The sequence below is a fragment of the Phocaeicola faecium genome (genome assembly GCF_014837055.1).
Lineage (GTDB): Bacteria > Bacteroidota > Bacteroidia > Bacteroidales > Bacteroidaceae > Phocaeicola > Phocaeicola gallinarum.
This window is the reverse complement of record NZ_JACSPQ010000011.1, coordinates 135,989-159,051: the sequence shown is the minus strand read 5'-3', so window position 1 is coordinate 159,051 and position 23,063 is coordinate 135,989. Positions and strand designations below refer to the sequence as shown.

Sequence of the window (23,063 nt, the reverse complement as noted above, 5' to 3'; positions counted from 1 at the left end):
AAGGAGTGATTACATGAACAAAAATATAAAATATTCTCAAAACTTTTTAACGAGTGAAAAAGTACTCAACCAAATAATAAAACAATTGAATTTAAAAGAAACCGATACCGTTTACGAAATTGGAACAGGTAAAGGGCATTTAACGACGAAACTGGCTAAAATAAGTAAACAGGTAACGTCTATTGAATTAGACAGTCATCTATTCAACTTATCGTCAGAAAAATTAAAACTGAATACTCGTGTCACTTTAATTCACCAAGATATTCTACAGTTTCAATTCCCTAACAAACAGAGGTATAAAATTGTTGGGAGTATTCCTTACAATTTAAGCACACAAATTATTAAAAAAGTGGTTTTTGAAAGCCATGCGTCTGACATCTATCTGATTGTTGCAGAAGGATTCTACAAGGGTACCTTGGATATTCACCGAACACTAGGGTTGCTCTTGCACACTCAAGTCTCGATTCAGCAATTGCTTAAGCTGCCAGCGGAATGCTTTCATCCTAAACCAAAAGTAAACAGTGTCTTAATAAAACTTACCCGCCATACCACAGATGTTCCAGATAAATATTGGAAGCTATATACGTACTTTGTTTCAAAATGGGTCAATCGAGAATATCGTCAACTGTTTACTAAAAATCAGTTTCATCAAGCAATGAAACACGCCAAAGTAAACAATTTAAGTACCGTTACTTATGAGCAAGTATTGTCTATTTTTAATAGTTATCTATTATTTAACGGGAGGAAATAATTCTATGAGTCGCTTTTGTAAATTTGGAAAGTTACACGTTACTAAAGGGAATGTAGATAAATTATTAGGTATACTACTGACAGCTTCCAAGGAGCTAAAGAGGTCCCTAGCGCCTACGGGGAATTTGTATCGATAAGGGGTACAAATTCCCACTAAGCGCTCGGGACCCCTTGTAGGAAAATGTCCTAAGTGTGGCAACAATATTGTATTAAAAAAATCGTTTTATGGTTGTTCAAATTATCCTGAATGTACCTTCACTTTAGCTGAACATTTTAGAAAGAAAAAACTCACCAAAACAAATGTAAAAGAATTACTAGAGGGAAAAGAAACCCTGGTAAAAGGAATCAAAACGAAAGATAGAAAGTCCTACAATGCCGTTGTAAAAATCGGAGAAAAGGGATATATTGATTTTATCTATGTATGAGAACGTATTTTTTGAAATGCTTGAGCGAATCATTCAATTAGAAAACGAAAAAGAATAGAATCACAAATCACAAGTGATTAATCACAAATCACTTGTGATTTGTGATTGTTGATGATAAAATAAGAGTAAGAAGAAATAGAAAGAAGTGAGTGGTTGTGGGAAATTTAGGCGCACAAAAAGCAAAACGAAATGATACACCAATCAGTGCAAAAAAAGATATTATGGGGGATAAGACGGTTCGTGTTCGTGCTGACTTGCACCATATTATAAAAATCGAAACAGCAAAGAATGGCGGAAACGTAAAAGAAGTTATGGATAAAGCCTTAGAAGAATATATTCGGAAATATTTACCTGACAAACTTTAAAAGGAGTGAAAATGAAATGGCAGTTACTTATGAAAAAACATTTGAAATAGAGATCATTAACGAATTATCGGCAAGCGTTTATAATCGAGTATTAAACTATGTTTTGAATCATGAATTAAATAAAAATGACTCTCAATTATTGGAAGTCAATTTATTAAACCAATTAAAGCTTGCAAAACGTGTAAATCTTTTTGATTATTCTTTAGAAGAATTACAAGCCGTTCATGAGTATTGGCGGTCAATGAATCGCTATTCAAAACAAGTTTTGAATAAAGAGAAAGTGGCTTAATATGGCAAATATAGTCAATTTTACTGACAAACAATTTGAAAATCGCTTAAATGATAATTTAGAAGAATTGGTTCAAGGAAAAAAAGCGGTTGAATCGCCAACCGCTTTTTTACTTGGTGGGCAACCAGGGTCAGGGAAAACGAGTTTGCGATCAGCAATTCTTGAAGAAACACAAGGGAATGTTATTGTCATTGATAAAGAGGGGTTAAAAGCTGCTGGTGAATGGCATCAATTAAAACCTTTGTTTCCTTCGTTAGAAGGAAAATCTGTTCTTGACTTGGGGTGCGGATATGGCTGGCACTGCAAGTTCGCAGAAGAACAAGGAGCTACAAAAATATTAGGGATCGATTTAAGTAAGAAAATGATTGAGGAAGCCCAAAAGCGCAATTCAGGAAATCAAATTGAATATCGTATTAGCGGATTAGAGGAATATGACTATCCAGAAAATGAATGGGATTGTGTTATATCTAATTTAGCTCTGCACTATATAGAGGACATAGTGGAAATATTTCAAAAAGTGTATAGGACATTAAAACCAGGTGGAATTTTTCTTTTTAATATCGAACACCCTGTTTTTACCGCAGGAGTTGGGCAGGATTGGATTTATACAGATGATGGGAAACCGCAATATTGGGCGATTGATAATTACTTTATAACAGGAGAACGAAATACACATTTTTTAGGATGTGATGTAGTAAAACAACATCACACACTTACACAGATTATAATGGGATTGCTGAACAATGGGTTTGAGCTTAAAGTTGTAGAGGAAGCAGAACCGCCTAAAGAGATGATGGATATTCCGGGTATGGAAGATGAACTTCGCCGCCCGATGATGTTACTTGTAAAGGCGATAGCGAAAAAATAATATCTCTATTAGGAAAACTGATATACCCCAATTTAGAGAATGGCATAGTAATTCCTAGTGATAAAGAGAAAATGATTGCACTGGCAAATAAATACATTGAAAAAGAAAATGTAGATGCACTCATTCTCGCCTGTACGGAGCTGCCACTTGCCATAAAGCCCGAAGATGTTAATGTGCCAATCGTGAATACAACCCAAGTACATATCAATGCAATTTACCAATATGCAATTCGATAAAAATAGCAAAGCCAGCCGAGCCAGTCAACGGTCAAGATGAACGGCGCATTTCATGCGCCGCCGTTGACAGCCCCGCCCGTCTTTGCTAAAGGGTAATCAAGGCGGGAAAGCCCTAAAATGGTTTCCCCGCCCATTTCAATTTTGGGAAAAGAAATGCTCCAAAATCAAAAAGAGAGCGGTCAAGCACTTTGAGGATTGGCCGCCTTGTTCACCCATTCAGCGGAACGGCGGGCGGCGGTCAAGGCCGGGTGCAAACCCGTTCATTTCAGCCTTGACGGTTGCCTGCTGTCCTGCTACTTTTCCGGGAGTGTGGCCACACTTCGGGACACTTTGTCCACAAGTCGGAGCGAAGGACGAGGGACGGGGGCTTTCATATACCTGCCGCCGTTCTCTGAAAACAGGCCGATTTTTTGCTCATTCCCATTCGCAAAAATTCAGCCTGTTTTCCTGCCGGAGCAAACGGGGTGCAAGAAGCACCGCACCCCGTTTCCTCTGTCAGCCACGCCAGCAGGTATAACACACTACACTTTGCAAGCAAAGTCGTGTGCCAAAGGGGGCACCCCTTTGGAAACCCTAGACAACAAAACAGGCGGTATGCTGCCCTCTCCGGGAGCATACCGCCGTTTGTTGTCAGCAGCCCGTTTCACGGTCTGCGTGTAGTTCCTTGTAAACTGACCTAAGGTGGAAGCTAAAACAAAGTTTTATCATGAAGGATTATATTTGGACTAATGAAAGTGTGAATAAATGATTGGGAAAAATAAACCTTTCACCTCTTTTCTGGTGAAAGACTGAAAGGCACTTTGTGCGAGTGTCGTTTCAATGTGAGCCATCTTAGAGTAAAATCAGGATGGCTCACATTGGGTTAAAAGGATGAAGAGAAACTTGCGTTTCGTAGAAAATGTGGTAAAAGGTATCAGATGAAAGATGACCGGGATATGAACTATGACATCAATTAACAATAAAACAATTACGAGCGTATATGAAAAAATGAAAGCTTACGAGAGAATAAGCAAGAAACTGTTCATTTTGCTATTCATGCTGGTCTTTTATGGGTATTCATCCATAATTGCACAGCCGTCCATACCCGCTGGTCAGGTAGATATATTTGTAGGGGCGGATTTCAACTACCGGGATTTGTTTCACAATGGGAAAATATATGAGATTTTGCTGAATCTGACTCCCGGTGTGAAATGGAACATGGGCAAGGGGTGGCAGGCGGCAGCACAGGCATTAGTGCCGGTGTATAACGACTATGGCGACCGATACAAGAAAGTACGGTTGAACATGGCGGTGTTATCTAAAGAGGCGCATTGGCGATCCCGGTGGTTCCTGAAAGCAAGCGGCGGCTTGTTCGGCAGGGAGCGGTATGGATTGGACTTGAAAGGGATGTATGTCGTAAACCGCTGGTTGGCATTGGAAGTGCAGGCTGGATTAACCGGCTATTGTTCAATGGCAGTGGACTGGGAAGCAAGTACCCCCAAACGGATTACCGCCTTGCTGGGCACCGATGTCTATCTGAACAAATGGAATACGCAGTTCCGCGCAAGGGGCGGACGTTTCCTCTATGAAGATTATGGAGCCATAGTTGAAGCCATGCGGCATTTCAACCACTGTACGGTCGGATTGTACGGCGAGTATAGCAACGAGGGCGGCAAGAATGCCGGTTTTAAGGTGGTGATGATGATACCGCCTTACAAGCGGAAACGGCGCACTGTCAATTTCCGTCCGGCTTCTAATTTCCGCCTGACATACAGTATGGAAGGTGACGCCTATGCCAACAAAATGTACACGACCGACCCGGAGGAGAACGAACGCGAGGGCTGGTTTGACCGCAATGCCCTGCAATGGGGCAGCAACACCATGAAGCCGGACTTCTCGGAAAAGGAAGGAGGGCGGAAATGAGAAGATTATTGATTGGCCTCCTTGTCGTGATGGGCTGCATTCCGATATTGAGGGCGCAAGAGTATTCGGGCGTTACCGGCATGATCCACGTGCCCACGGCGGAAATGGCGACAGAGGGAGAAGCCCGTATCGGTTTCTTCTTCCTGAATCAGGAATTTCTTCCTGACACCTACCAGTATGAAGGAGAGAAATTCAACACGACCAACCATTTTCTGGCCATCACCCCCTTCCCTTGGATAGAAATAGCGTATGTCTGTACCATACTGAAGGGGATTGACAACGATGGCCATGTCGGACATAATAAGAAAGACCGGTACTTTCACCTGAAAGTGCGTCCGCTGAAAGAAGGCAAATGGTGGCCTGCAATTGCCATAGGCACCCAGGATCCCGGCAGCAAGGTGAACGAGTCCTATGCCGAAGGCAAATATCCGGTCAACGACTACTTCCAGAATTATTATATAGCCGCCAGCAAACACGTCATGTACAGGCGGAATGAATTTGGTTTTCATTTGACCTACCGCTATTTTACATCGGATTTCAATGCCAAATGGCGGGGCATAGCCGCCGGTATCACCTATCGCCCGTCCTTTGCCAGAAACCTTCGGGCAACGATAGAATATACCGGTGACGATATCAACATCGGCGCAGACTGTTTGTTGTGGAAACACCTCTTTTTGCAGGCAACCTTGCAGAATGGGAAACATTTCACAGGTGGCCTGTGTTTCAAGTTAAACCTGTTGGGCAAGACCCACCCTGATTGAAGACACAAACAATACGGATATAACTACTAGAATACAGAATTTCAAAATAACCTAATTTAATCGTTTAATTATTTTTAGAAATGGAAAATCTTAGAAATCTATCAAGATGGGGAATGTTCGCATTCCTTAGTGTGGCTTTGTGCACCAGTTTCGTAGGGTGCAGTGACGATGATCCGGATTACAGCAACGTGACGCCGCCCACGGTGTCCGTATCGCACAGTATCAGCGGGCGTGTCACCGGCATGGACGGCAACGGCCTTTCGGCTACCGTGAGCATGAACGGCGAATCGACACAGACCGGCGCAGATGGCACGTTCACTTTTGACGATGTGGATGCCGGAAGTTATACCCTGACGGCTTCCGCTCCGGGGAAACAGTCCAAGGAAACAACCGTCACCGTTGCAGAAAGCGGAAGCGGAGCCAATGTCGTATGGAACGTGTCATTGCCCAATGAAGGCACGACCATTGAAGTAGCCGCCAACGGCGATACGGAGGCCAACGTGACTTCAGAGACCATCGAAGGCAATGACGAGGGCGCGGTCACAGTGGCTGTCACCGTACCCGAGACGGCGGAATTGCCTGCGGGAAGTTCCATCGTGGTTACCCCGCTTTACACGCTGGATGAAGCCGAAGCCAATACCCGTGCCACTTCCCGTGCTGCCGAAAGCGTCATGCTGATTGGTACAAGCGTGGCTTGCACCGATGCGAACGCCACGCTTTCAAGTCCCATCGAATTGGCTTACGATGTGGATGCGGAAGTGGCGCAATCCATCACGGCACAGAAATACGTGAACGGGCAATGGGTGGATGCAGAATATACTGTAGAAGGCGGACAAGTAATCGTGTTTGCCGACCAGTTCACTTCCTATACGTTGCTCTTTGGAGCGGATGTGACTTCTTCCTCCACAAGCACGCCGTTGGCCTTTGAACAAGACCTGTGGGACAACCTGTATGGATCGGGTGACATGACCGTTGGTTCGGCCTCGTTCACTTATCACATCGGAACGGAAATCACTTCGTCCGGGACCAGTCGGATAACCGCTTACCTGATTGAGATTCTGGCCCGCATTGCCGGCGCAGGTGTCACTACGGCTACGGGAACTTACCCCATCAATGTGACCTTGCCCGTCGGTACGGCCTTGCACGTGGCAGGTACTCAACAAGTGACCACTTTGACCGTCTCCGCATTGAACCGTTCCGTCAGTGGAAGACAATACGGTGATGTGGCAGTCGTGACAACCTCTTACAACAGAAACCATAATGGAGGGACGAGTGACAATTGATTGTTGTTTCTCACCTTGTAGACAGATATATTAAAAAGCACTGTCTGCAATTACCTGCAAGTAGTTATAATAGCCGCCCGGAATCAGGACGGCTATTTTTGTAGCTGTATCCGAAGCAGGAAAGAAATCGTAAGTTTTCGGGAACCACAGGTACAACCTTTGCATGTGAAATGGCGACTGCAACTATGAACCCAAATGTTGTAGTCGCCATTGTTTTGTTGTACCTGTATGCAAGTAGTTGCATTGTCTATCAGACTCTCTGTGCATTTTGCATTGTCTGCACTCTTGCCGGATGTTGTAATATCCGTTCGTTCGGATGCCTGCGTTACGCTTGCATAATCCCAATGACTATTTTACAATCAAACACCCGTCATGGTGCGGCTCAATTTGTTTTGAATCGTTCTAAAAAAATAATTATTCATAAACTCTGAACCGGTCGCATGGATTGTGGTTGATAATTTCTATTTTTGCCCATAAACGAGGTAGCACATTCTGATGAGAGAATGCACTACGGATAATATGACTAGCAATGAAAGTATCCTTGACACAAAAGATATATGCCGGGAACTTCCTGTTGCTGGCCGCCATAGTCGGAATGGTGGTTATCCTCTTTCGTGAGCGTAGCCGGATGCGGGAGATAGATTTCGAAGTGCATGACCTGCAATCGGTACGGAATGACATCCATGCCGCACACCTTCACATCACCGAGCTTTCCCTGCTGGGCGAGAGCCTGATCAGCCAAGAAAATGCAGATACGGCAAACTATCGCCAGAAACGGCTGTCCACAGACAGCCTGCTGCTGGCCTTGAAGCCCCGGTGCAGGCAGCATGTACGTCCCGAACAGATAGACACGCTCCGGCACCTGCTTGCCGACAAGGAAATGCACTTGTTCCGTGTCGTGGAAGCCATCGGGATACAGGATGCTGCTGACAGTCTGCTTGTCCACCATCTGCCCAAAGTGGCGGAACGTGCCACCCGCATACGCACCGTGAGGAAAAGAAGGGACAATATACTGGGAGCGTTGGGCGCCAAGAAAACCGTCCGGGTTTTGCCTTCCGCCGGAGAACTGCACGCATTCAGTGACAGCCTGATTGCCATGCAGCAGGAAGGGACGGAGGATATGGAAACCAGTGCCGACAGCCTGTACGCCCGCAATCTGGCATTGAACGCCCGGCTGAACCACCTCATCAAGAATCTGGACAGGCAAGTGCAGGAAGCCTTCTTTCAGCGTGAGCATAAGATAATGGAAGCGCAAAGCCGTTCCACGCTCCTGCTCACCTCTACCTTGTCCACCGCCATCCTCCTTTTAATCCTGTTCCACATCGCCATCCACCGGGAAATCCGCCGCAATCATGGCGAAAAAAAGAAACGCGAAGAACTTATCGGCGAATTGCAGGCGAGCAATGAGAAGAACCGGCAATTGCTGCAATTCCGTCACAACCTGATGCAGACTGTCAGCCATGAAATGCGCACGGCCCTGACGGCGATAAGCGGCAATGCAGAACTCCTGCTCCGGGATGAAGCCCTGGAAGACCGGGTACGCCACATATTAACCGTGCGTGAATCTGCCAGCCGCATGGCTTCCATGACCACCGAGCTGCTGGAATTTTTCAGGCTGGAGATCCATAAAGAAAAGCTGCATATCCGTCCATTCCGCTCCGAGTCAATAGCAACTGTGTTGGAAACGGAGTTCGCCCCTTTGGCTGAAGCCAAAGGAATCGAATTCGTGACTGACAACCAGACGACAGAAGTGCTGGGAGGCGATAAGGAGCGCATATTGCGCATCGGAAGCAACCTGCTCTCCAATGCGGTCAAGTTTACCCGCAGCGGTCGCATTACACTCTGCACGGACTATAAGGACGGCAACTTCATCCTGTACGTGCAGGATACCGGGACGGGCATCCCGGAAGAAAAGCAGGAACAGATTTTCGCCCCCTTCGAACGTCTGGGCAATGCTGTGACTCAGGACGGCTTCGGGCTGGGCCTTGCCATTGTGACCAATCTCGTACAGCTGATGCAGGGTTCTGCTTCCGTACAGAGCAAACCTGGCATAGGAAGCCGCTTCACCGTTGTCCTGCCGCTGCCGAAAGCCGAAGAAGTACCGGAAGAAGAGAAGTCAATGGATGTCCGTCCTTCACTGGCCGGATGTTCCGTGCTGGCCATAGACAACGACCCGGTGACGCTCCGCCTGATGCGCGAGATGTACCTTCAATGTGGCGTTTCATGCGACAACTGCCTTACGTTGGCCGAGCTGACCGACAGGATACGGAGCAAGGATTATGACCTGTTGATAACAGACTTGAGAATGCCGGAAGCGAACGGCTACGAGATTCTGGAACTGCTGCGCATGTCCGACATCGGCAATTCCCGTGAACTTCCCATCGTGGCAGCTACTGCGGCCGGCTATGTATCGGAGGAGGAACTGAAAGAAGCCGGATTTTCCGGATTGCTTCCCAAGCCGTTTTCCATAGACGAACTGATGGAGGCGACACGGCACTGCATCCGTGAAAGAGGGAACCGGCAGCCGGACTTCTCCGCCCTGTTGGCTTTCGGCGACAAGCGGAAAACATTGGAGCAGCTGATTGCCGAAACGGAGAAAGAGATAGAGGAAGTCCGGAAGGCATCCGAAAGGAAAGACTTGACAGCCTTGAACAGCTGGGTACACCATTTGAGGAGCTCATGGATGGTGATACGGACGGAACGCCCCTTGCAGAAGTTGCACGAAGCCATCCACAAGGAACCGTACTCGGACGAAGAAGTCGCCTATGCAGCCCGTGCCGTGTTGGAACAAGGAGAAACCATCATAGAAGCCGCCAGAAAGGAGATGAAGAAATGGGAAAGATAATCGTAGTGGAAGACAACCTTGTGTACAGCAGGTATGTCTGCAATTTTTTGGAAGAAAACGGATACCGGACAGTCAGTACCTCCGATTGCACCGGTGCCCGGAAACTGTTTTCAATGCTGGAAGATGACGACATCGTGCTTGCCGACCTCCGGTTGCCTGACGGTGACGGCATCCTGTTGCTTGAAGAACTGCGCCGCGAGGGGAAGCACAATCCCTACGTCATCATGACGGATTATGCGGAAGTGCCTACCGCCGTGCGTTCCATGAAATCCGGAGCGGAAGACTATATCCCCAAGAAACTGCTGACCAGCCAGCTTCCCGCCATGCTCCAAGACTTGCAGAAAAGGCAGTCATTCCATGAGGAACCCCTGTTCATAAGGGAGAGCGAAGCCTACCAGAAAGTATTCGGACGTCTCCACGTCCTAGCCAAAGCCGACATCTGCGTGATGGTTCGGGGTGAGAACGGTACAGGAAAGAAACATATCGCTGAAAAGATACATGCCCAAAGCGACCGTGCGGACAAACCGTTCGTGACAGTGGACTGCGGGCTGTTATCCGAAAGTCTGGCCGCTTCCGCCTTGTTTGGGCATGAAAAAGGGGCTTTTACCGGGGCGGTCGGGCGCAAGGAAGGCTATTGGTCGGAAGCCGAGGGAGGAACGTTGTTCCTGGATGAGATAGGCAACCTTCCCCTCGGCGTACAGCAGATGCTGCTCTGCGCCATACAGGACAGGCGTTACCGTCCTGTCGGCGGCACAAAAGACAGGAAAGCCAACGTGCGCATCATCACCGCAACGAACGAGAATCTGGAAGAAGCCATATCGGAAAGGCGTTTCCGCCGGGACCTGTATTTCCGATTGAGTGAGTACACCGTGAAAGTACCCCCGCTCAGGGAATGCCCGGAAGACATCCTGCCGCTTGCTGAATTCTTCCGGGAACTTTACAACCAAGAGCATGGCAGACAGGTAAAAGGTTTCGATGCGGAGGCGAAGAAACGGTTGCTGGCCCATGACTGGCCGGGAAACGTACGGGAACTGAAACAGGCGGTCCAATCCGCCGTGCTTTTTGCCCAAGGGGAATTGGTGACGGCGGAAGAATTGAACTTGGATGAGTCCGGAAAGCCTTCCGATCCTGACATTGCCTTGAAAGGGGAATGCATGGAAAAGAAGCGGATATGCCAGGCTTTGGAAAAGGCCGGGCATAATCGGAAAGAGGCCGCCAGACTGCTGGGCATAAGCCGGAGCACGCTGTACGAGAAAATGGACCTGTATGGGATTCAGACGAAGAGGTGACATGGCAGGGGAAAGGACGAAACGGAATGGAAAAAAGCGGAAAGAAAGGGCGGTACTGTGTACGAAAAACGGACACCTGTCCGGAAGTCGGACACGGGAAGGAGGCTGCCTATTCTTCCTTAAAACAAATTTTCGTCTGCCAAGAGCTTGATTTGCAAGAAATTGCATACAAGTTCATCACCATAACATTGTAATTGGACTATCATTTGCTCCTATGGATGTATGTGCGCACATTTCATCCGAGTAAAAACAAAAAATTAGGAACAAATGGAACATCTCACCTTGACGGAAACCGAGTTTTTCCGTCTGATAAGCAATCCCGACAGCCGCACCGGGTTACGCACGGCCTACGATGAGTTTACACAAAGGGTCATCCAACTCTGTCTCATCCCGCCCGAAAGCGGACATCCGGTACACGCCCTGAGCTATGCGGAAACGGAGCTGCAATACCATGAGGCCCTGCAAGGCAGGAGCCATGAGAGCGAACTGAATCTGCATGTACACAAGGCCCTTGCCTTTGTGCGCAAGATGCTACGGTTCCTTGCCCGGGAATACCATCCGTTGCCGCCCTCCCACATGTTTACCGGCGAGAAAACCGGCGCCCCTCCTTCTGATGCCCCTCCGATATGTTGGACAGGCAGCATATCCGACCTAGTGGAATTATTGTACGGGCTCGACACCCTGAAATGTATCAACGGCGGAGAAACCGGTATCCAGGAACTGATGGTCCATTTCTCCCGATTCTTCGGCATGGAGTTGAAGCCCAGTCAGTGCTACAACGCCTATGTGGATATCCGTCGTCGGAAAAATGACAGCCGTACCTATTTCTTCGACCGGGCTTCCGAAAAGCTGAACGAGCGAATCGTGAAAGACGATGAGCGGGAACGGGCACGCAAGAGATGAAAGTTTTTCTGTCTGATTCATGACCGGGAACAAGGTGTATGGGTAGAAGCCCCTTGCTCCCGGTTTCTTTTTCCTGTTCTAGCAATGACAATTTGCAAGAAAATGCTCCAAAATTTCGTATCTGTCGGTCAAATGATTATTTTTGCCCTCCAAACGATTACGCATGAATATAACCAATATAGACGACATACGCAAACTGGCCTCCGGCGATGAAGGGGGACGGACAGAATACAAGCTGATCACCGGGCAGTTGGAGCGCGGCATGGAGACACTGTGCGCCTTCCTCAACGGCGAGGGCGGTACGGTACTGTTCGGCGTGGCTGACAACGGGAAAATCACCGGTCAGGAAGTGAGCGACAAGACGAAACGGGAAATTGCGGAAGCCATCCGCCTATTCGAGCCGTTTGCCACGATAACGGTCTCATACGCAAACATTCCCGACACGGACAAACAGGTCATTGCCTTATATGCTGAGGAACAACGCTATATGCGTCCGTTCACATATAAAGGCAGGGCTTACCAGCGGATAGAAAGCGTGACGTCTGTCATGCCGCAGGACAAGTACAACCACCTGCTGATGCAAAGGGGCGGCAAATACAGTTGGGAGGCAATCCCCAACCCCGACCTGCAAATCAGCGACCTCGACGAGAATGTCATCATCGGTGCGGTACGCGCCGGAATCAACTGCGGACGCCTGCCGGAAACCACCATTCGCGAAGAAATACCCGCCATCCTTGAAAAATTCGACCTGTTGCATGACGGGAAGCTGAACAATGCCGCCGCCGTACTGTTCGGGCGCAATCTGTACGACTATCCCCAATGCCTGTTGCGAATGGCAAGGTTCAGAGGCACAAGCAAAGAGGAATTCATAGACAACCAAAGACAGCAAGGGAACATCTACGCGCTATTGGACGCTGCCATGTCGTTTTTTTTCAAGCACCTGTCCTTGTCGGGTAAAATAGAGGGGCTGTACCGTGAAGAAAAGCTGAGCATACCTTACAAGGCATTGAGGGAATGTTGCATCAACGCCTTTTGTCACAGAGCCTACCACCGTCCGGGCGGTTCGGTGGGCATCGCCATTTATGACGACCGCGTGGAAATAGAGAGCAGCGGCGCGTTCCCTCCCGACATGACCCTTGAAAAACTGCTTGGCGGACACAGTTCAGAGCCGCCCAACCTCATCATAGCCAACGTGCTTTACAAAAGCGAGTTGCTGGAAAGCTGGGGTCGCGGCATCAGCCTGATGATAGACGAGTGCCGCCGTGCCGGCATACCCGACCCGGAATTCCACACGGACGGGAGTTCCGTATGGGTGGTATTCCGCTATGAGATGGAAACGGCTGGACAAGCATCCGACAAGCATCCGACAAGTACCCGACAAGCACCCGACAAGTACCCGACAAGCATCGTCCGGCTCATTGAACTGATAGGGGAACACACTTGCTCGCTGAAAGAAATGATGGGAATGATGGAACTGAAGGACAGGGAGAATTTCTTGGGCAATTACCTTAACCCGTCTATGGAAGCCGGATTGGTGGAACCGCTCTATCCTGACCAGCCGAAACATCCCAAGCAGAAATACAGGCTCACCGAACAAGGAAAGGCTTTGCTGGAAAGGGGTGAGTAACATGGTGAAGAAGAAAAGGAAACACGGCGGACACTACTGCAAGGTATGCGGCTGCCACAAGTCCAACGAGAGCTTCTCGGGCAGAGGACACGCGCTGCACATCTGCAAGGAATGCCAGTCGCTTCCAAAGGACGAACAGGCGGACATGATGCGCTGCAACGAGGTGGAACGCGCCGCGTTCCGCTTCCCCATGAGGCGGCAGGACTGGGAACTGCTGGAAAAATATGCCAAGAAGTACAAGGACAGGGAGTCGGGAAAATTCGCGCAGGAGATGCTGGACATGAAACGGGGCGTTTTTGTGCCGGAAGAGGACGATGAAGAAGCGGATGAATGGAACAACGACATTTTTCAGGTAGCGGAAACCCCGTTTTCGGAATTGGAGGAAGACACCCGTACCGCCATGGAGGAACTACTGGAGGACAACATCAACGAGTACATGATACACAAGGACTATATCCCCGAAGGGAAGGACTTGCAGGACATAGCCGATTGGGTGTTGAAGGAAACCAATGACACGTTTTACTTGAAAGCCGTTCCCGATGACGCCTACCGCAGGCTGGTGGATGATACCGTCCGGAAGATGGTCAAGGAGTGGAAAGACGACGGCTTGGAGATAAAGACCTACGCCGAGTCGCTCACGATCATGGAAACGGAACGGCTCGTCATCCGCAAAATCACCCGCAAGGACACGGGCGCGTTGCTCGCCCTCATGGGCAAGTCGGAAGTCATGTACGCATGGGAACACGGCTTTGACAAGAAGGAGGTGCGCCAATGGGTGAACCGCCAGTTCTCCCGTTACCGCAAGGACGGCTACGGGTATTTCGCCCTTGTGTTGAAAGACGGGGGCAAACTTATCGGACAGGCCGGGCTGATGAAAAGCGTGATAAACGGGAATGAAGCGGTGGAACTCGGCTACATCCTGGACAATGCGTATTGGCACAACGGCTATGCCACGGAAGCCGCCCGAAGATGCCTGCGGTACGCTTTCGAGAAACTGGGCTTGCAAGAGGTCTATTGCAGCATCCGTCCCGAAAACACGTCCTCCATCCGTGTGGCGGAAGCCATTGCCATGAAACCTTGCGGCAGCCATACCATTATATACAATGGAAAAGAAATGCCCCATCTGCTGTATAAAACGGAGAAACCAATGCAGTAATTTTCATTTCAATTGTCAATCAACGAGAAAAGGACAATCCTTAACCCGGTCTGAACATCCAGCCAAGTTAAGGATTTTCCTTTTTTCGCCTATGGCGTTTTTACTTGCCCTGCAAGAGGTGTTGCAGTTCCGGGTCGGACTGGATGCGCTGCAACTCGTCGGCGACAATCTGCCGCACTTCCGCCTTGATGCGGTTGTAGTTCTCCTGTATCATTTCCTTCATGCGGTCGTTGCCGTCGGCATCGGTGAAGTCCGTGATGACGGGGATGGGCTTGTAAGCCTGTTCCTCGCGCTTCACCTTCTCCACGTCCACCACAATCTCGCAATGAAAGATTTTCTGCTCGATGCGCTCGTTGAAGTTGTCGGCCACCGCGCCCACGAACATGCCCTGCGTCAGCGTGGAAATCTTGCTCGCGGGTATCAGGCTCTCCATCTGCGTGTTGATGGAGGTGGACTTGTCCTCCCGGTTGATGGTGACGCTCTGCCGCTTCTGCAAGATTTTGCCGAAACGCTCGGAAAGCGTTTTGGCGGTCTCACCAACGACTTGACCCGAAAAGATGTTTCCCACCGTGTTCATCACGACCGCCGCTTCTTTGTCCCCATAATCGCGTTTCAACTGCGAAAAGTCCTGAAAGCCGAGGCAGACCGCCACCTTGTTGCTTCGGGCAGTGGCGATAAGATTATCCAATCCCTTGAAGTAAATCGTAGGCAGCTCGTCGATGATTACCGCCGACTTCAGCTTGCCCTTCTTGTTAATGAGCTTGACAATTCGGGAATTGTACAGACCCAACGCCGCGCCGTAGATGTTCTGACGGTCGGGATTATTGCCGACGCAGAGAATCTTAGGCTCATCCGGGTTGTTAATATCCAACGTAAACTCACTGTCTGACATGACCCAATAAAGCTGTGGGGAAATCATGCGCGAGAGCGGTATCTTCGCTGATGCGATTTGCCCCATCAACTGCTCGGCTGCACCTCCCTGCCAAGCGTCCATAAAGGGCGAAAGATAGTTTTCCAACTCCGGATAGCTGGTGAGAATAGGGAAAACATCCTCATAACGTCTGTTCAGCAACTCAATGGCGTGTGGGAAGGTGCAATACTTTCCATCCTGATAAATCCGTAAAAACCAGATAATACTGGCAAAAAGTATAATCGGACTCTCCACGAAGAAGTCGCCTTGCTTTTGCACCCAAGTTTTGTTCAAATTTAATAAAATGGTATAGGCACTTTCGTAGGCATCGGTGATGTCCTCCATGAAATCCGGGTGAATGGGATTGCAGCGGTGGCTCCGGCGCGGGTCGTCGAAGTTAATGACGTAGAACTTCGGCTTGACCTTGTAGCCGTCGCCGTGGTTCATCAGGTGGTTGTAAGCGATGGTGGAAAGGTCGCTGAACTTGAAGTCATAGATGTACATCGAGTAAGATTTTTCAATCATCTGCTTGATAAAGCTGTTTACCACGGCATACGACTTTCCGCTGCCCGGAGTGCCCAATACGATGGAAGCGCGGAACGGGTTTACCACGTTGATGTACCCGTCGTTCCACTTCTTCCTGTAATAGAAGCGCGTAGGCAGGTTCACCGAATACTCGTTCTCCATGAGGCGCGTCTCCTGCATGAAGCTCTCGTTTTCCACGTTGAACACGTCATCCATGAGGTTGGTGCGCAAGAGGCGGCTCATCCACGTGCCGGACATCAGGAGGCAGACATAGCCCGCCGCCATCGAAGCGGCATAGAAGGCTACGTTGGCTTCCACGGGCAGCGGCAGGGAGAGCATCCACCAGTTCAGGAAGAACAGGGCCAGCCCTGCGGCAAGCACCGTCCAAATCCTGCCCCACGTGATTTTTTCCTCCTTCACGCCCTTTGTACCCAAGCAAGAGAGAGCCAATAGCAACAGCGCAAAAAGTTTTGTGTAAAGGATATGGTGGAACAGTCCGGCGGTGCGGTCGAAATTGACCAGCACCCGGTCCACGACACCGATGTCGATGCCCCACAGCCTTACGGCTTCATACCCGTACCAATAGAGGTGGACGACCACCAGAATAATGCTCACGGCGCGGAGAAAGTCCATGATTTTCGCCAACGCCCTCAAATCGTCTTCCTGTTGTGACATAAATCTGTTTCTGTTTTTAAGTTGAACAATATGTCCGCAAGGCTTTCCCCGGACATAAGCATACCTCAAGTCCGACCTGAGCCTATCTCAAGTCCGAGGTGAGGCTACCAAAGGTCTGACCTTAGATAGCCAAAGGTCTGACCTTTGCTTGGATGCCCTGCGGACGGATAATTTATAATCCCAAACCCTTCCGGCGTTTCTTCCGCTTGCGTTTGAGTTCGCGCTCGAAGGCGGCTTCTTCCGCCTGTGCGCCCGATGCGTCGCCGCCAAGCAAGCCCAAGCCCGTGGAATGGCTCTCGCCGTGTTCCACATAGGTATGGGCTTCCGCCTGCGGTTCGTCCCGTGTAAGGGTGAACGGCATCGGCGGCGTGTCCGCATACGGCAAAGTGAAGTGCTCCTGCAAGGCGTTGGCGGAAAATTCCCTGCCCAGCCGGGAGCCGTTCAGCACACAGCCCGTGCGGTGGTCGATGAAGGTCGCCCCGTAGATGCGCCCCCCGTCCGTGTGGCGGAACACCACATCCACGCCCTTCGCTTTGAGCAGGGCGACAAATTCATCCTTGCGGTACGTCCTGTCCAATACGGCAGCGACGGTCTTGCGCGTCATGTCCGCCAGACGCTTGTCGCGGATTTGGGCATTGGGATACTCAAACCTGCGCAGCACGGCTTCATAGCCGACGGACTTCCCGATGCAGGATGCCTTGAAGGGATTGCCGACCTTGTTCCCGCCATCATCGGTGGCGGAATAGACCAGTCCGTGATACTCGCGTCCGTTCACCATGCCACGGGCTTCCTCCACAGTGACGTTGTAGAGGGAGAGCAAGGCGCGGTATTCGCCCATTGTCCGGAACTTGTAGGTAGCCATCACCGCCTTGACGGTGTTCGACACCTGACGCTTCACGTCTCCCTGCGAGGCATCCACCTTGCGCAAGGAATTGTCGTTACGGTGCTGCCTGCGGTCGGCGGGGTGCAGACCGTACTTGCGTTCCAGCTCCGTGGTGATGCGCTTGCTGCGGCGATGGATGAAATCCTTGTTCAACCGCCTGCCATTCTCGTCCACATTGACGGAGACGATATGCAGGTGGTGGCGGTTGATGTCCTCATGTTTGAAAATTAGATAAGGCTGGTCGCCGTAGCCCAGCTTCTCCAGATACTCCCGCGCGAGACTTTCCATCTCCATGTCCGTCAGGCGGTCGTCGGGATGCGGATTAAGGGAGATATGGATGACCTTGTTCCGTGTGCGGACGTTCTCCGGCATGTACCGTTTGAAATCCTGTTCGGCACGGGCGATGTCCACCCGTCCGCTGCCATCGTCGAAGACCTTGTTCCCGGCGAGCAGCTTCCCCTCGCCCTCGTTCACTTTCATGCCGTTGTAAGCCAACGCCCCGTACAGCGACGTGCCTACCGTGATTTTTGCGACCATCTTTCCTGAAACTCCCTTGAAAGTTCAACGACCTGCCGCGTGATTGCGGCCAGTTCCTTCGTGCATTGCTCCAGCTTGTAGAGCAATGCCATCGCCTTTTTCTCCGAGAAATGGCAGCGCAGCTCCTTGACCGTCTGGTTATAGTTGTTCCCCACCATGCGGTACTGCGCATGGAAAGCGGACAGCTTCGTGCAGTAGTCGAGCAGCGTCTTGTCCGTGACCAGTACCCGGAACGGCTGTCCGAAGAAGTGCGCCTTCAGGAACACCGCCCTCGCCTCCACGCCGGACTTGCCGTGCATAGCGAGGAACCTGAGCCATTCCCCGTCGTCGAAACGCACCATCACGCAGTGCGACTTGCGGCTTTCCCGTGGATGCCGCCCCCACTTGGGACTGTCAGTCCCGTTCTTTTTCTTGTTCTCGTTCATATTACAATGGATTTAGTGGTGTCACGGCATAAGCGTAGCTTCGGCAACCGCACCGCAGGTGGAAACAGGCTTCCCGACTTCGGAGAGGAAGCCCTCCCCGTGAGGGGCAAGGTCGTTTCGGGAGTAACCCGAAACCCTTTGAGTTACTCAAAGGACACCTTGCTGTGTCTTTGAGGACACAAAAATCCGTGGTAAACGGATTGGGGATAGACCTGCCATTACCCATTTATAAGGCATCGGTCGCCCGATACCTTTCTGCTGCCCAAAAGAAGGACGGAGCCGGGGTCTGCGGTGCGCGCTTTCGGCTTTGCCCTGCCGCTTGGGTGCAAAGGTAGGGTGTTTTCCAAGTCTGAAATACGGCTCAAAAACGCCACAAGCTGCCACGACAGCGCCAAATGCTGCCACGCAAGTGAAAAAAACATAGTTGCCTGCCTGTCCGTTTTCAGATTTGCGAACCGGAAGGCATTCTTGCCCGCCTGCCAGTTCACCTGCCTGCCTGTCAGTCTGCTTGCCCTTGTGCCTGCCTGCCGGCACGCTGGCATACAGGCATTGGAGCGGGGAAATGCCAAAGAGCATAAACCAGCCAAACAAAGAAACTGTTGGAAAGCGATGGAGGAATGTGCTAAGATGTCCACGAGACTACATTTAGCACAAGTGAAAAAGAGTTCTTCATGTTTGTAGTCAATATGTTTGCGAATCCGCAAGCATTCTTGCCCGCCAGCCTGCTCACCTGCCTGCCAGTCTGCTTGCCCTTGTGCCTGCCTGCCGGCATACAGGCATTGGAGTGCTGAAATGCCAAAGAGCGAAAATCAGCCAAGCAAGAAAACTATTGGAAAGCGATTGGTAGGAATGAATTAAGATGTTCATGAGTCCACATTGGCCACAATAGAAAAAGTTCTACCTATTTGTGGCCAATATGCCTGCGAACCTACAAGCTAGCATTCTTCCTTGCCAGGTGGCAGGCATTCTTGCCCGCCTGCCAGTTCACCTGCCTGCCAGTCTGCTTGCCCTTGTGCCTGCCTGCCGGCACGCTGGCATACAGGCATCGGAATGGTGAAAATGCCAAATAACGGCCACAAGCCAAACGCAAGATGAGTGGCGATAAGGCCGGGTAAAGAACGCCACAAGCTGCCACGACAACGCCAAATGCTGCCACGCAACGGCAAAAGGATACAACCTTTGAGAAAGCCCCTTTCCTTTGCAGGCGAAACGGTCGGCACGCCTGCCTGCTTCCGGGCTGACATCCTTGCCAACCTGCCTGCCAGTCCGCCAGCCCTTGTGCCTGCCGGCACACAGGCATACAGGCAAAGGCTTGGTGGAAAGGCAAAGGGCGGATGCCGTTTCAATGGGCCAAACGCCAGGAAAAGCGGTGGAAAGGGTGGCCAAAGAACGCCACAAGCTGCCACGACAACGCCAAATGCTGCCACGCAACAGCAAAGAGACACAACCTTGGCGAAAGTCATTTTCCTTTGCAGGCGGAATGGTCGGTATGCCTGCCCTTATGCTTGCCTGCCGGCACACAGGCATGGATGGGAACAGGCATACCGGGAGGGATGCCGGACTGCCTGCTCGCTTACCGGGCGGATGGCTGCCGACCGGACCAAGAAACGGATGTCTAACAAATAAAAAAGAAGAAAGCATGAAAAAAGAACCTTTGTTCATCGCCTTCTCCACCCAGAAGGGAGGAGCAGGCAAAACGACACTCACCGTACTGATGGCGAGTTACCTGTATTACGTGAAGGGATATGACGTGGCGGTCGTGGACTGCGACTATCCCCAGTTCAGCATCAAGGACATGCGCGAACGCGACTTGAAAAGTATCGAGCGCAACCCGTACCTGCGCAAGCTGGCATACGAGCAGTTCAAGCGCATCGGCAAACGCGCCTACCCGATTGTGGGGAGCCGTCCCGGCAACGCGATTGAAACGGTCAGGCCATTTGTCGAGTCGGCGACACCGCCCGACTTCATCTTCTTCGACCTGACGGGTACGGTGAACAACCTCGACCTGATCCGGACAGTAGCGACGATGGACTACATCTTCTGCCCGATAGCCGCAGACCGTTTCATCATGGAAAGCTCGCTGAAGTACGCGGGCGTCATCAACGACACGCTGATCACTACCGGCAAGTCGAACATCAAGGGCATCCGCCTCTTGTGGAACATGGTGGACAAGCGCGAGAAGACCGACCTGTACGACATCTATGACAAGGTGATAGCCGGGATGGGGCTTGAAGTGCTGGACACCAGTCTGCCCGACAGCAAGCGTTTCCGCAAGGAAGGCTCTGAGGAAGGCGACCGCCCGTTTTTCCGCTCCACGCTGCTGCCGCCGGACAAGGCATTGGCGAAAGGGAGCGGCATCGATGCCCTCGCGGAAGAAATACTCGGCATCGTAAAGCGTTGAACCGATGGCCAAGAAACTCGATGTCGATATTGACCCCGGCAAGTTCCTGGATTCGTTCCGTCCGGAAATGCCCGCGCCCGCCTCCCCGGGGAGCCTCGGAACAGATGGCAACACTTCCGCAAAGGAGGCCAGGCTGGCGGAAAAACCGAAAGCAAAGGTGGGCAAGGATGCCACGGAAAAGGAAGAGGAATACCTGGAACGCTTCCTCCATGCACCGAGAATCCCCGTGTGTTCGGGCAAGACCGCCTACATCCGCAAAAGCTACCACGAGCGGATACAGCGTATCGTGCAGGTCATCGGGAAGAACGGGCTTACGTTGTCGGTCTATGTGGACCGTGTGCTGGAGCAGCACTTCCGCGAATACGAGGAAGTGATCCGCCGACTTTACAAGAAAAATTACGAGGACATTTATTGATTTTATTCACCCTAAAAAACGAAAACAAGATGGGATTTTTCAATTCGAGAATGAAAAAGAAGGGGAATGGCAACCCGAAGGCGGACACTCCCCAAGTGAACAATCTGGAAAAGGCGGACGTAGTCATCCACATTGTGGACGACACCCAATTAGAAAAAGCGGCGGTGTTCCTCCGCTATCTGACGCCCAGACAAGGAGCGCACCGCCAGTGCATTTACCTCAGCCGTGAGATGCACGGGAAGCTGTCCCGCATTGTGCGGACACTGGGCGGGAACGGCAGCACCATTGGCGGGTACATCGAGAATGTGCTGGAAGAGCACTTGCAAACCTATGGGGACGACATCAATGCCCTGTTACGCCGTGAAACCTCGCAACCGCTCTGACGATGGCCGAGCTGCTCATCGTGCTGATGATGGCCTTCAACCTATGGATGGTCATCTACCTGACTTGGGAACGCCGGGAAGAAAACGTACCCAAGGAGGACAAGGAAAAGGATGTGGGCGCACCGGAAAGGTCCGGCGACATCATGGGGAAAAGCCTGTTCCGGATGCCTGAACGAAAACCGCAGGCTGCTGCACCGATGTCCAATGCCACCGTGCAAGCCCCCGGCGAGGAGGTGGACGAGAAGGACGTGGCCTTTGACGATGAAACTGCCTCCCCCAATAGCCGGCTTTCGGGAGCCAGGCCGTCGCGCCAAGTGCCCGACGAGGAACTGGACGAGGTGTTTGCCGACAAGCGTGTTTCCGACATCGGGGCGGAATATGACGAAGACGGAGATGATGACGGCGAGCCTCATGAAGCGGGAGGCATGACCTTCGAGGACATCGACCTTGCCATGCGGACGGTGAAGAAACCGAAAGCCACGAAAGAGGAACGCCGTCACGCCGGAATGGTGTTCTGCGACATGAAGGGCAACGAACTGTTCGCGATGATAGAAAAGAGTTCGGAAGCGACCCGCAGGAAACTGGACGAGCTGATGGACTACTATCTGGACTCCGTGTCGGCGGCGCAGGCAAACACTACACCGGTGATTATGCCCAAGAAAGCGCCCGCAGTTCCGGACAACTTCGAGGACTTCAACATCCGCGACTATGTATAACAAGTAAAAACGTAACAGCAATGCGAAAAAAGAAAATCGACTACGGCTAAACCATCGGCTTGCCACCGAGACCACTAAATCCCAAAAGCCGGCTTCATCCAAAGCCGCAAGAATTAAAACAAGTATCAACCGCCAATGGGAACATCCAACCCGGAGGCACAAAACAGAAAAGATTATGACAAAGACATTGAAGAAAAAGCAAATCATCCTCGCGGCCCTCCTGCTGGCTGCCAACATCCAAGTTTTCGCGCAAGGCAACGGCATGGCGGGCATCACCGAAGCCACCAGCATGGTCACTTCCTACTTTGACCCGGCGACGAAACTCATCTACGCCATCGGCGCGGTCGTCGGGCTTATCGGAGGCATCAAGGTGTACGGCAAATTCAGCGCCGGCGACCCCGACACCTCGAAGACCGCCGCAAGCTGGTTCGGCGCGTGTATCTTCCTGATTGTAAGCGCGACCATCCTGCGCTCGTTCTTCCTCTAACAAACGG

At 50.9% G+C, this 23,063-nt stretch carries 26 protein-coding genes; 21 read left to right on the top strand and 5 right to left on the bottom strand.

The window, feature by feature from the left end:
- Nucleotides 1–13 precede the first annotated feature (13 nt).
- The 15 genes from erm(B) to H9626_RS10705 all read left to right on the top strand — a co-directional run bounded on the left by erm(B) (nt 14) and on the right by H9626_RS10705 (nt 14,699).
- A complete protein-coding gene (erm(B), locus tag H9626_RS10770) occupies nt 14–751 on the top strand; it encodes a 23S rRNA (adenine(2058)-N(6))-methyltransferase Erm(B) (protein ID WP_191710480.1) in 738 nt (245 codons plus the stop codon).
- 145 nt (nt 752–896) lie between these two features.
- Nucleotides 897–1,175: a topoisomerase C-terminal repeat-containing protein gene (locus H9626_RS15110; protein WP_074118312.1), complete on the top strand. Its 279-nt coding sequence runs from the start codon at nt 897–899 to the stop codon at nt 1,173–1,175.
- A gap of 155 nt (nt 1,176–1,330) precedes the next feature.
- Nucleotides 1,331–1,540, top strand: coding sequence for a peptide-binding protein (locus H9626_RS10760; RefSeq protein WP_000527317.1), 210 nt, complete (start codon nt 1,331–1,333; stop codon nt 1,538–1,540).
- 16 nt (nt 1,541–1,556) lie between these two features.
- The gene (locus tag H9626_RS10755) at nt 1,557–1,829 is read left to right on the top strand and encodes an antitoxin (RefSeq protein ID WP_000301765.1); all 273 of its coding nucleotides are present in this window, start codon (nt 1,557–1,559) and stop codon (nt 1,827–1,829) included.
- A 1-nt stretch (nt 1,830) separates the two neighbouring features.
- Nucleotides 1,831–2,697 (top strand): methyltransferase domain-containing protein, encoded by an 867-nt coding sequence (locus H9626_RS10750; protein ID WP_007857419.1) that lies wholly within the window; start codon nt 1,831–1,833, stop codon nt 2,695–2,697.
- Nucleotides 2,694–2,933, top strand: coding sequence for an aspartate/glutamate racemase family protein (locus H9626_RS10745; protein ID WP_071585656.1), 240 nt, complete (start codon nt 2,694–2,696; stop codon nt 2,931–2,933). The genes H9626_RS10750 and H9626_RS10745 overlap by 4 nt, the downstream gene beginning before the upstream one ends.
- Nucleotides 2,934–3,875: 942 nt before the next feature.
- Entirely contained in the window at nt 3,876–4,835 is a 960-nt protein-coding gene (locus H9626_RS10740) for a hypothetical protein (protein WP_004292788.1), read from the top strand.
- Complete coding sequence (locus H9626_RS10735) at nt 4,832–5,596, top strand: YjbH domain-containing protein (RefSeq protein WP_004322045.1); 765 nt, start codon at nt 4,832–4,834, stop codon at nt 5,594–5,596. Before H9626_RS10740 ends, H9626_RS10735 begins: the two co-directional genes overlap by 4 nt.
- Before the next feature lie 80 nt (nt 5,597–5,676).
- A complete protein-coding gene (locus tag H9626_RS10730; RefSeq protein ID WP_004292790.1) occupies nt 5,677–6,879 on the top strand; it encodes a beta-sandwich domain-containing protein in 1,203 nt (400 codons plus the stop codon).
- A 529-nt stretch (nt 6,880–7,408) separates the two neighbouring features.
- A complete protein-coding gene (locus tag H9626_RS10725; RefSeq protein WP_004292791.1) occupies nt 7,409–9,724 on the top strand; it encodes a hybrid sensor histidine kinase/response regulator in 2,316 nt (771 codons plus the stop codon).
- Nucleotides 9,712–11,013, top strand: coding sequence for a sigma-54-dependent transcriptional regulator (locus H9626_RS10720; RefSeq protein WP_004292796.1), 1,302 nt, complete (start codon nt 9,712–9,714; stop codon nt 11,011–11,013). Before H9626_RS10725 ends, H9626_RS10720 begins: the two co-directional genes overlap by 13 nt.
- A 26-nt stretch (nt 11,014–11,039) precedes the next feature.
- Nucleotides 11,040–11,207, top strand: a complete 168-nt coding sequence (locus H9626_RS14920; RefSeq protein ID WP_008673580.1) for a hypothetical protein — start codon at nt 11,040–11,042, stop codon at nt 11,205–11,207.
- Between the two features lie 73 nt (nt 11,208–11,280).
- Entirely contained in the window at nt 11,281–11,916 is a 636-nt protein-coding gene (locus tag H9626_RS10715) for an RteC domain-containing protein (RefSeq protein WP_004292800.1), read from the top strand.
- Between the two features lie 163 nt (nt 11,917–12,079).
- Nucleotides 12,080–13,543, top strand: coding sequence for an ATP-binding protein (locus H9626_RS10710; RefSeq protein ID WP_004292801.1), 1,464 nt, complete (start codon nt 12,080–12,082; stop codon nt 13,541–13,543).
- Between the two features lies 1 nt (nt 13,544).
- Entirely contained in the window at nt 13,545–14,699 is a 1,155-nt protein-coding gene (locus tag H9626_RS10705; RefSeq protein ID WP_004292804.1) for a GNAT family N-acetyltransferase, read from the top strand.
- 100 nt (nt 14,700–14,799) lie between these two features.
- Here the strand turns inward: H9626_RS10705 and mobC are convergent, their stop codons facing one another.
- The 5 genes from mobC to H9626_RS10680 all read right to left on the bottom strand — a co-directional run bounded on the left by mobC (nt 14,800) and on the right by H9626_RS10680 (nt 19,781).
- Nucleotides 14,800–16,809 (bottom strand): conjugal transfer protein MobC, encoded by a 2,010-nt coding sequence (gene mobC, locus H9626_RS10700; RefSeq protein ID WP_004292806.1) that lies wholly within the window; start codon nt 16,807–16,809, stop codon nt 14,800–14,802.
- Nucleotides 16,810–16,981: 172 nt separating this feature from the next.
- Complete coding sequence (gene mobB / locus H9626_RS10695) at nt 16,982–18,229, bottom strand: conjugal transfer protein MobB (protein ID WP_004292807.1); 1,248 nt, start codon at nt 18,227–18,229, stop codon at nt 16,982–16,984.
- Complete coding sequence (gene mobA / locus H9626_RS10690) at nt 18,208–18,654, bottom strand: conjugal transfer protein MobA (RefSeq protein ID WP_004292808.1); 447 nt, start codon at nt 18,652–18,654, stop codon at nt 18,208–18,210. The genes mobB and mobA overlap by 22 nt, the downstream gene beginning before the upstream one ends.
- Before the next feature lie 147 nt (nt 18,655–18,801).
- Nucleotides 18,802–19,230 (bottom strand): hypothetical protein, encoded by a 429-nt coding sequence (locus H9626_RS10685; protein WP_032539464.1) that lies wholly within the window; start codon nt 19,228–19,230, stop codon nt 18,802–18,804.
- 359 nt (nt 19,231–19,589) lie between these two features.
- Entirely contained in the window at nt 19,590–19,781 is a 192-nt protein-coding gene (locus tag H9626_RS10680; protein WP_225230963.1) for a hypothetical protein, read from the bottom strand.
- 52 nt (nt 19,782–19,833) lie between these two features.
- On the opposite strand from H9626_RS10680, the gene H9626_RS10675 reads away from it, so the two are divergent.
- The 6 genes from H9626_RS10675 to H9626_RS10650 all read left to right on the top strand — a co-directional run bounded on the left by H9626_RS10675 (nt 19,834) and on the right by H9626_RS10650 (nt 23,056).
- Complete coding sequence (locus tag H9626_RS10675) at nt 19,834–20,280, top strand: hypothetical protein (RefSeq protein ID WP_155143600.1); 447 nt, start codon at nt 19,834–19,836, stop codon at nt 20,278–20,280.
- Nucleotides 20,281–20,293: 13 nt separating this feature from the next.
- The gene (locus H9626_RS10670; RefSeq protein ID WP_004322043.1) at nt 20,294–21,055 is read left to right on the top strand and encodes a ParA family protein; all 762 of its coding nucleotides are present in this window, start codon (nt 20,294–20,296) and stop codon (nt 21,053–21,055) included.
- Nucleotides 21,056–21,059: 4 nt separating this feature from the next.
- A complete protein-coding gene (locus H9626_RS10665) occupies nt 21,060–21,470 on the top strand; it encodes a DUF3408 domain-containing protein (RefSeq protein ID WP_004322040.1) in 411 nt (136 codons plus the stop codon).
- A gap of 29 nt (nt 21,471–21,499) precedes the next feature.
- Entirely contained in the window at nt 21,500–21,853 is a 354-nt protein-coding gene (locus H9626_RS10660; protein WP_004322038.1) for a DUF3408 domain-containing protein, read from the top strand.
- A 212-nt stretch (nt 21,854–22,065) separates the two neighbouring features.
- Nucleotides 22,066–22,569 (top strand): conjugal transfer protein TraD, encoded by a 504-nt coding sequence (locus H9626_RS10655; RefSeq protein WP_225230962.1) that lies wholly within the window; start codon nt 22,066–22,068, stop codon nt 22,567–22,569.
- Nucleotides 22,570–22,744: 175 nt separating this feature from the next.
- Nucleotides 22,745–23,056 carry a DUF4134 domain-containing protein gene (locus H9626_RS10650; RefSeq protein WP_004322034.1) on the top strand — a complete coding sequence of 104 codons (312 nt, stop codon included), beginning with the start codon at nt 22,745–22,747 and terminating at the stop codon, nt 23,054–23,056.
- Nucleotides 23,057–23,063 lie beyond the last annotated feature (7 nt).

Bases quoted from the DNA above. Each gene is read 5' to 3' on its own strand.
- H9626_RS10685 (WP_032539464.1), bottom strand. From the start codon at position 19,230: ATGCTCTTTGGCATTTCCCCGCTCCAATGCCTGTATGCCAGCGTGCCG.
- H9626_RS10710 (WP_004292801.1), top strand. From the start codon at position 12,080: ATGAATATAACCAATATAGACGACATACGCAAACTGGCCTCCGGCGAT.
- H9626_RS10735 (WP_004322045.1), top strand. From the start codon at position 4,832: ATGAGAAGATTATTGATTGGCCTCCTTGTCGTGATGGGCTGCATTCCG.
- H9626_RS10650 (WP_004322034.1), top strand. From the start codon at position 22,745: ATGACAAAGACATTGAAGAAAAAGCAAATCATCCTCGCGGCCCTCCTG.
- H9626_RS10725 (WP_004292791.1), top strand. From the start codon at position 7,409: ATGAAAGTATCCTTGACACAAAAGATATATGCCGGGAACTTCCTGTTG.
- H9626_RS10715 (WP_004292800.1), top strand. From the start codon at position 11,281: ATGGAACATCTCACCTTGACGGAAACCGAGTTTTTCCGTCTGATAAGC.
- H9626_RS10750 (WP_007857419.1), top strand. From the start codon at position 1,831: ATGGCAAATATAGTCAATTTTACTGACAAACAATTTGAAAATCGCTTA.
- mobC (WP_004292806.1), bottom strand. From the start codon at position 16,809: ATGTCACAACAGGAAGACGATTTGAGGGCGTTGGCGAAAATCATGGAC.
- H9626_RS10755 (WP_000301765.1), top strand. From the start codon at position 1,557: ATGGCAGTTACTTATGAAAAAACATTTGAAATAGAGATCATTAACGAA.
- mobB (WP_004292807.1), bottom strand. From the start codon at position 18,229: ATGGTCGCAAAAATCACGGTAGGCACGTCGCTGTACGGGGCGTTGGCT.
- H9626_RS10660 (WP_004322038.1), top strand. From the start codon at position 21,500: ATGGGATTTTTCAATTCGAGAATGAAAAAGAAGGGGAATGGCAACCCG.
- H9626_RS10705 (WP_004292804.1), top strand. From the start codon at position 13,545: ATGGTGAAGAAGAAAAGGAAACACGGCGGACACTACTGCAAGGTATGC.
- H9626_RS10730 (WP_004292790.1), top strand. From the start codon at position 5,677: ATGGAAAATCTTAGAAATCTATCAAGATGGGGAATGTTCGCATTCCTT.
- H9626_RS10740 (WP_004292788.1), top strand. From the start codon at position 3,876: ATGACATCAATTAACAATAAAACAATTACGAGCGTATATGAAAAAATG.
- H9626_RS10670 (WP_004322043.1), top strand. From the start codon at position 20,294: ATGAAAAAAGAACCTTTGTTCATCGCCTTCTCCACCCAGAAGGGAGGA.
- H9626_RS10720 (WP_004292796.1), top strand. From the start codon at position 9,712: ATGGGAAAGATAATCGTAGTGGAAGACAACCTTGTGTACAGCAGGTAT.
- H9626_RS14920 (WP_008673580.1), top strand. From the start codon at position 11,040: ATGGAAAAAAGCGGAAAGAAAGGGCGGTACTGTGTACGAAAAACGGAC.
- H9626_RS10665 (WP_004322040.1), top strand. From the start codon at position 21,060: ATGGCCAAGAAACTCGATGTCGATATTGACCCCGGCAAGTTCCTGGAT.
- mobA (WP_004292808.1), bottom strand. From the start codon at position 18,654: ATGAACGAGAACAAGAAAAAGAACGGGACTGACAGTCCCAAGTGGGGG.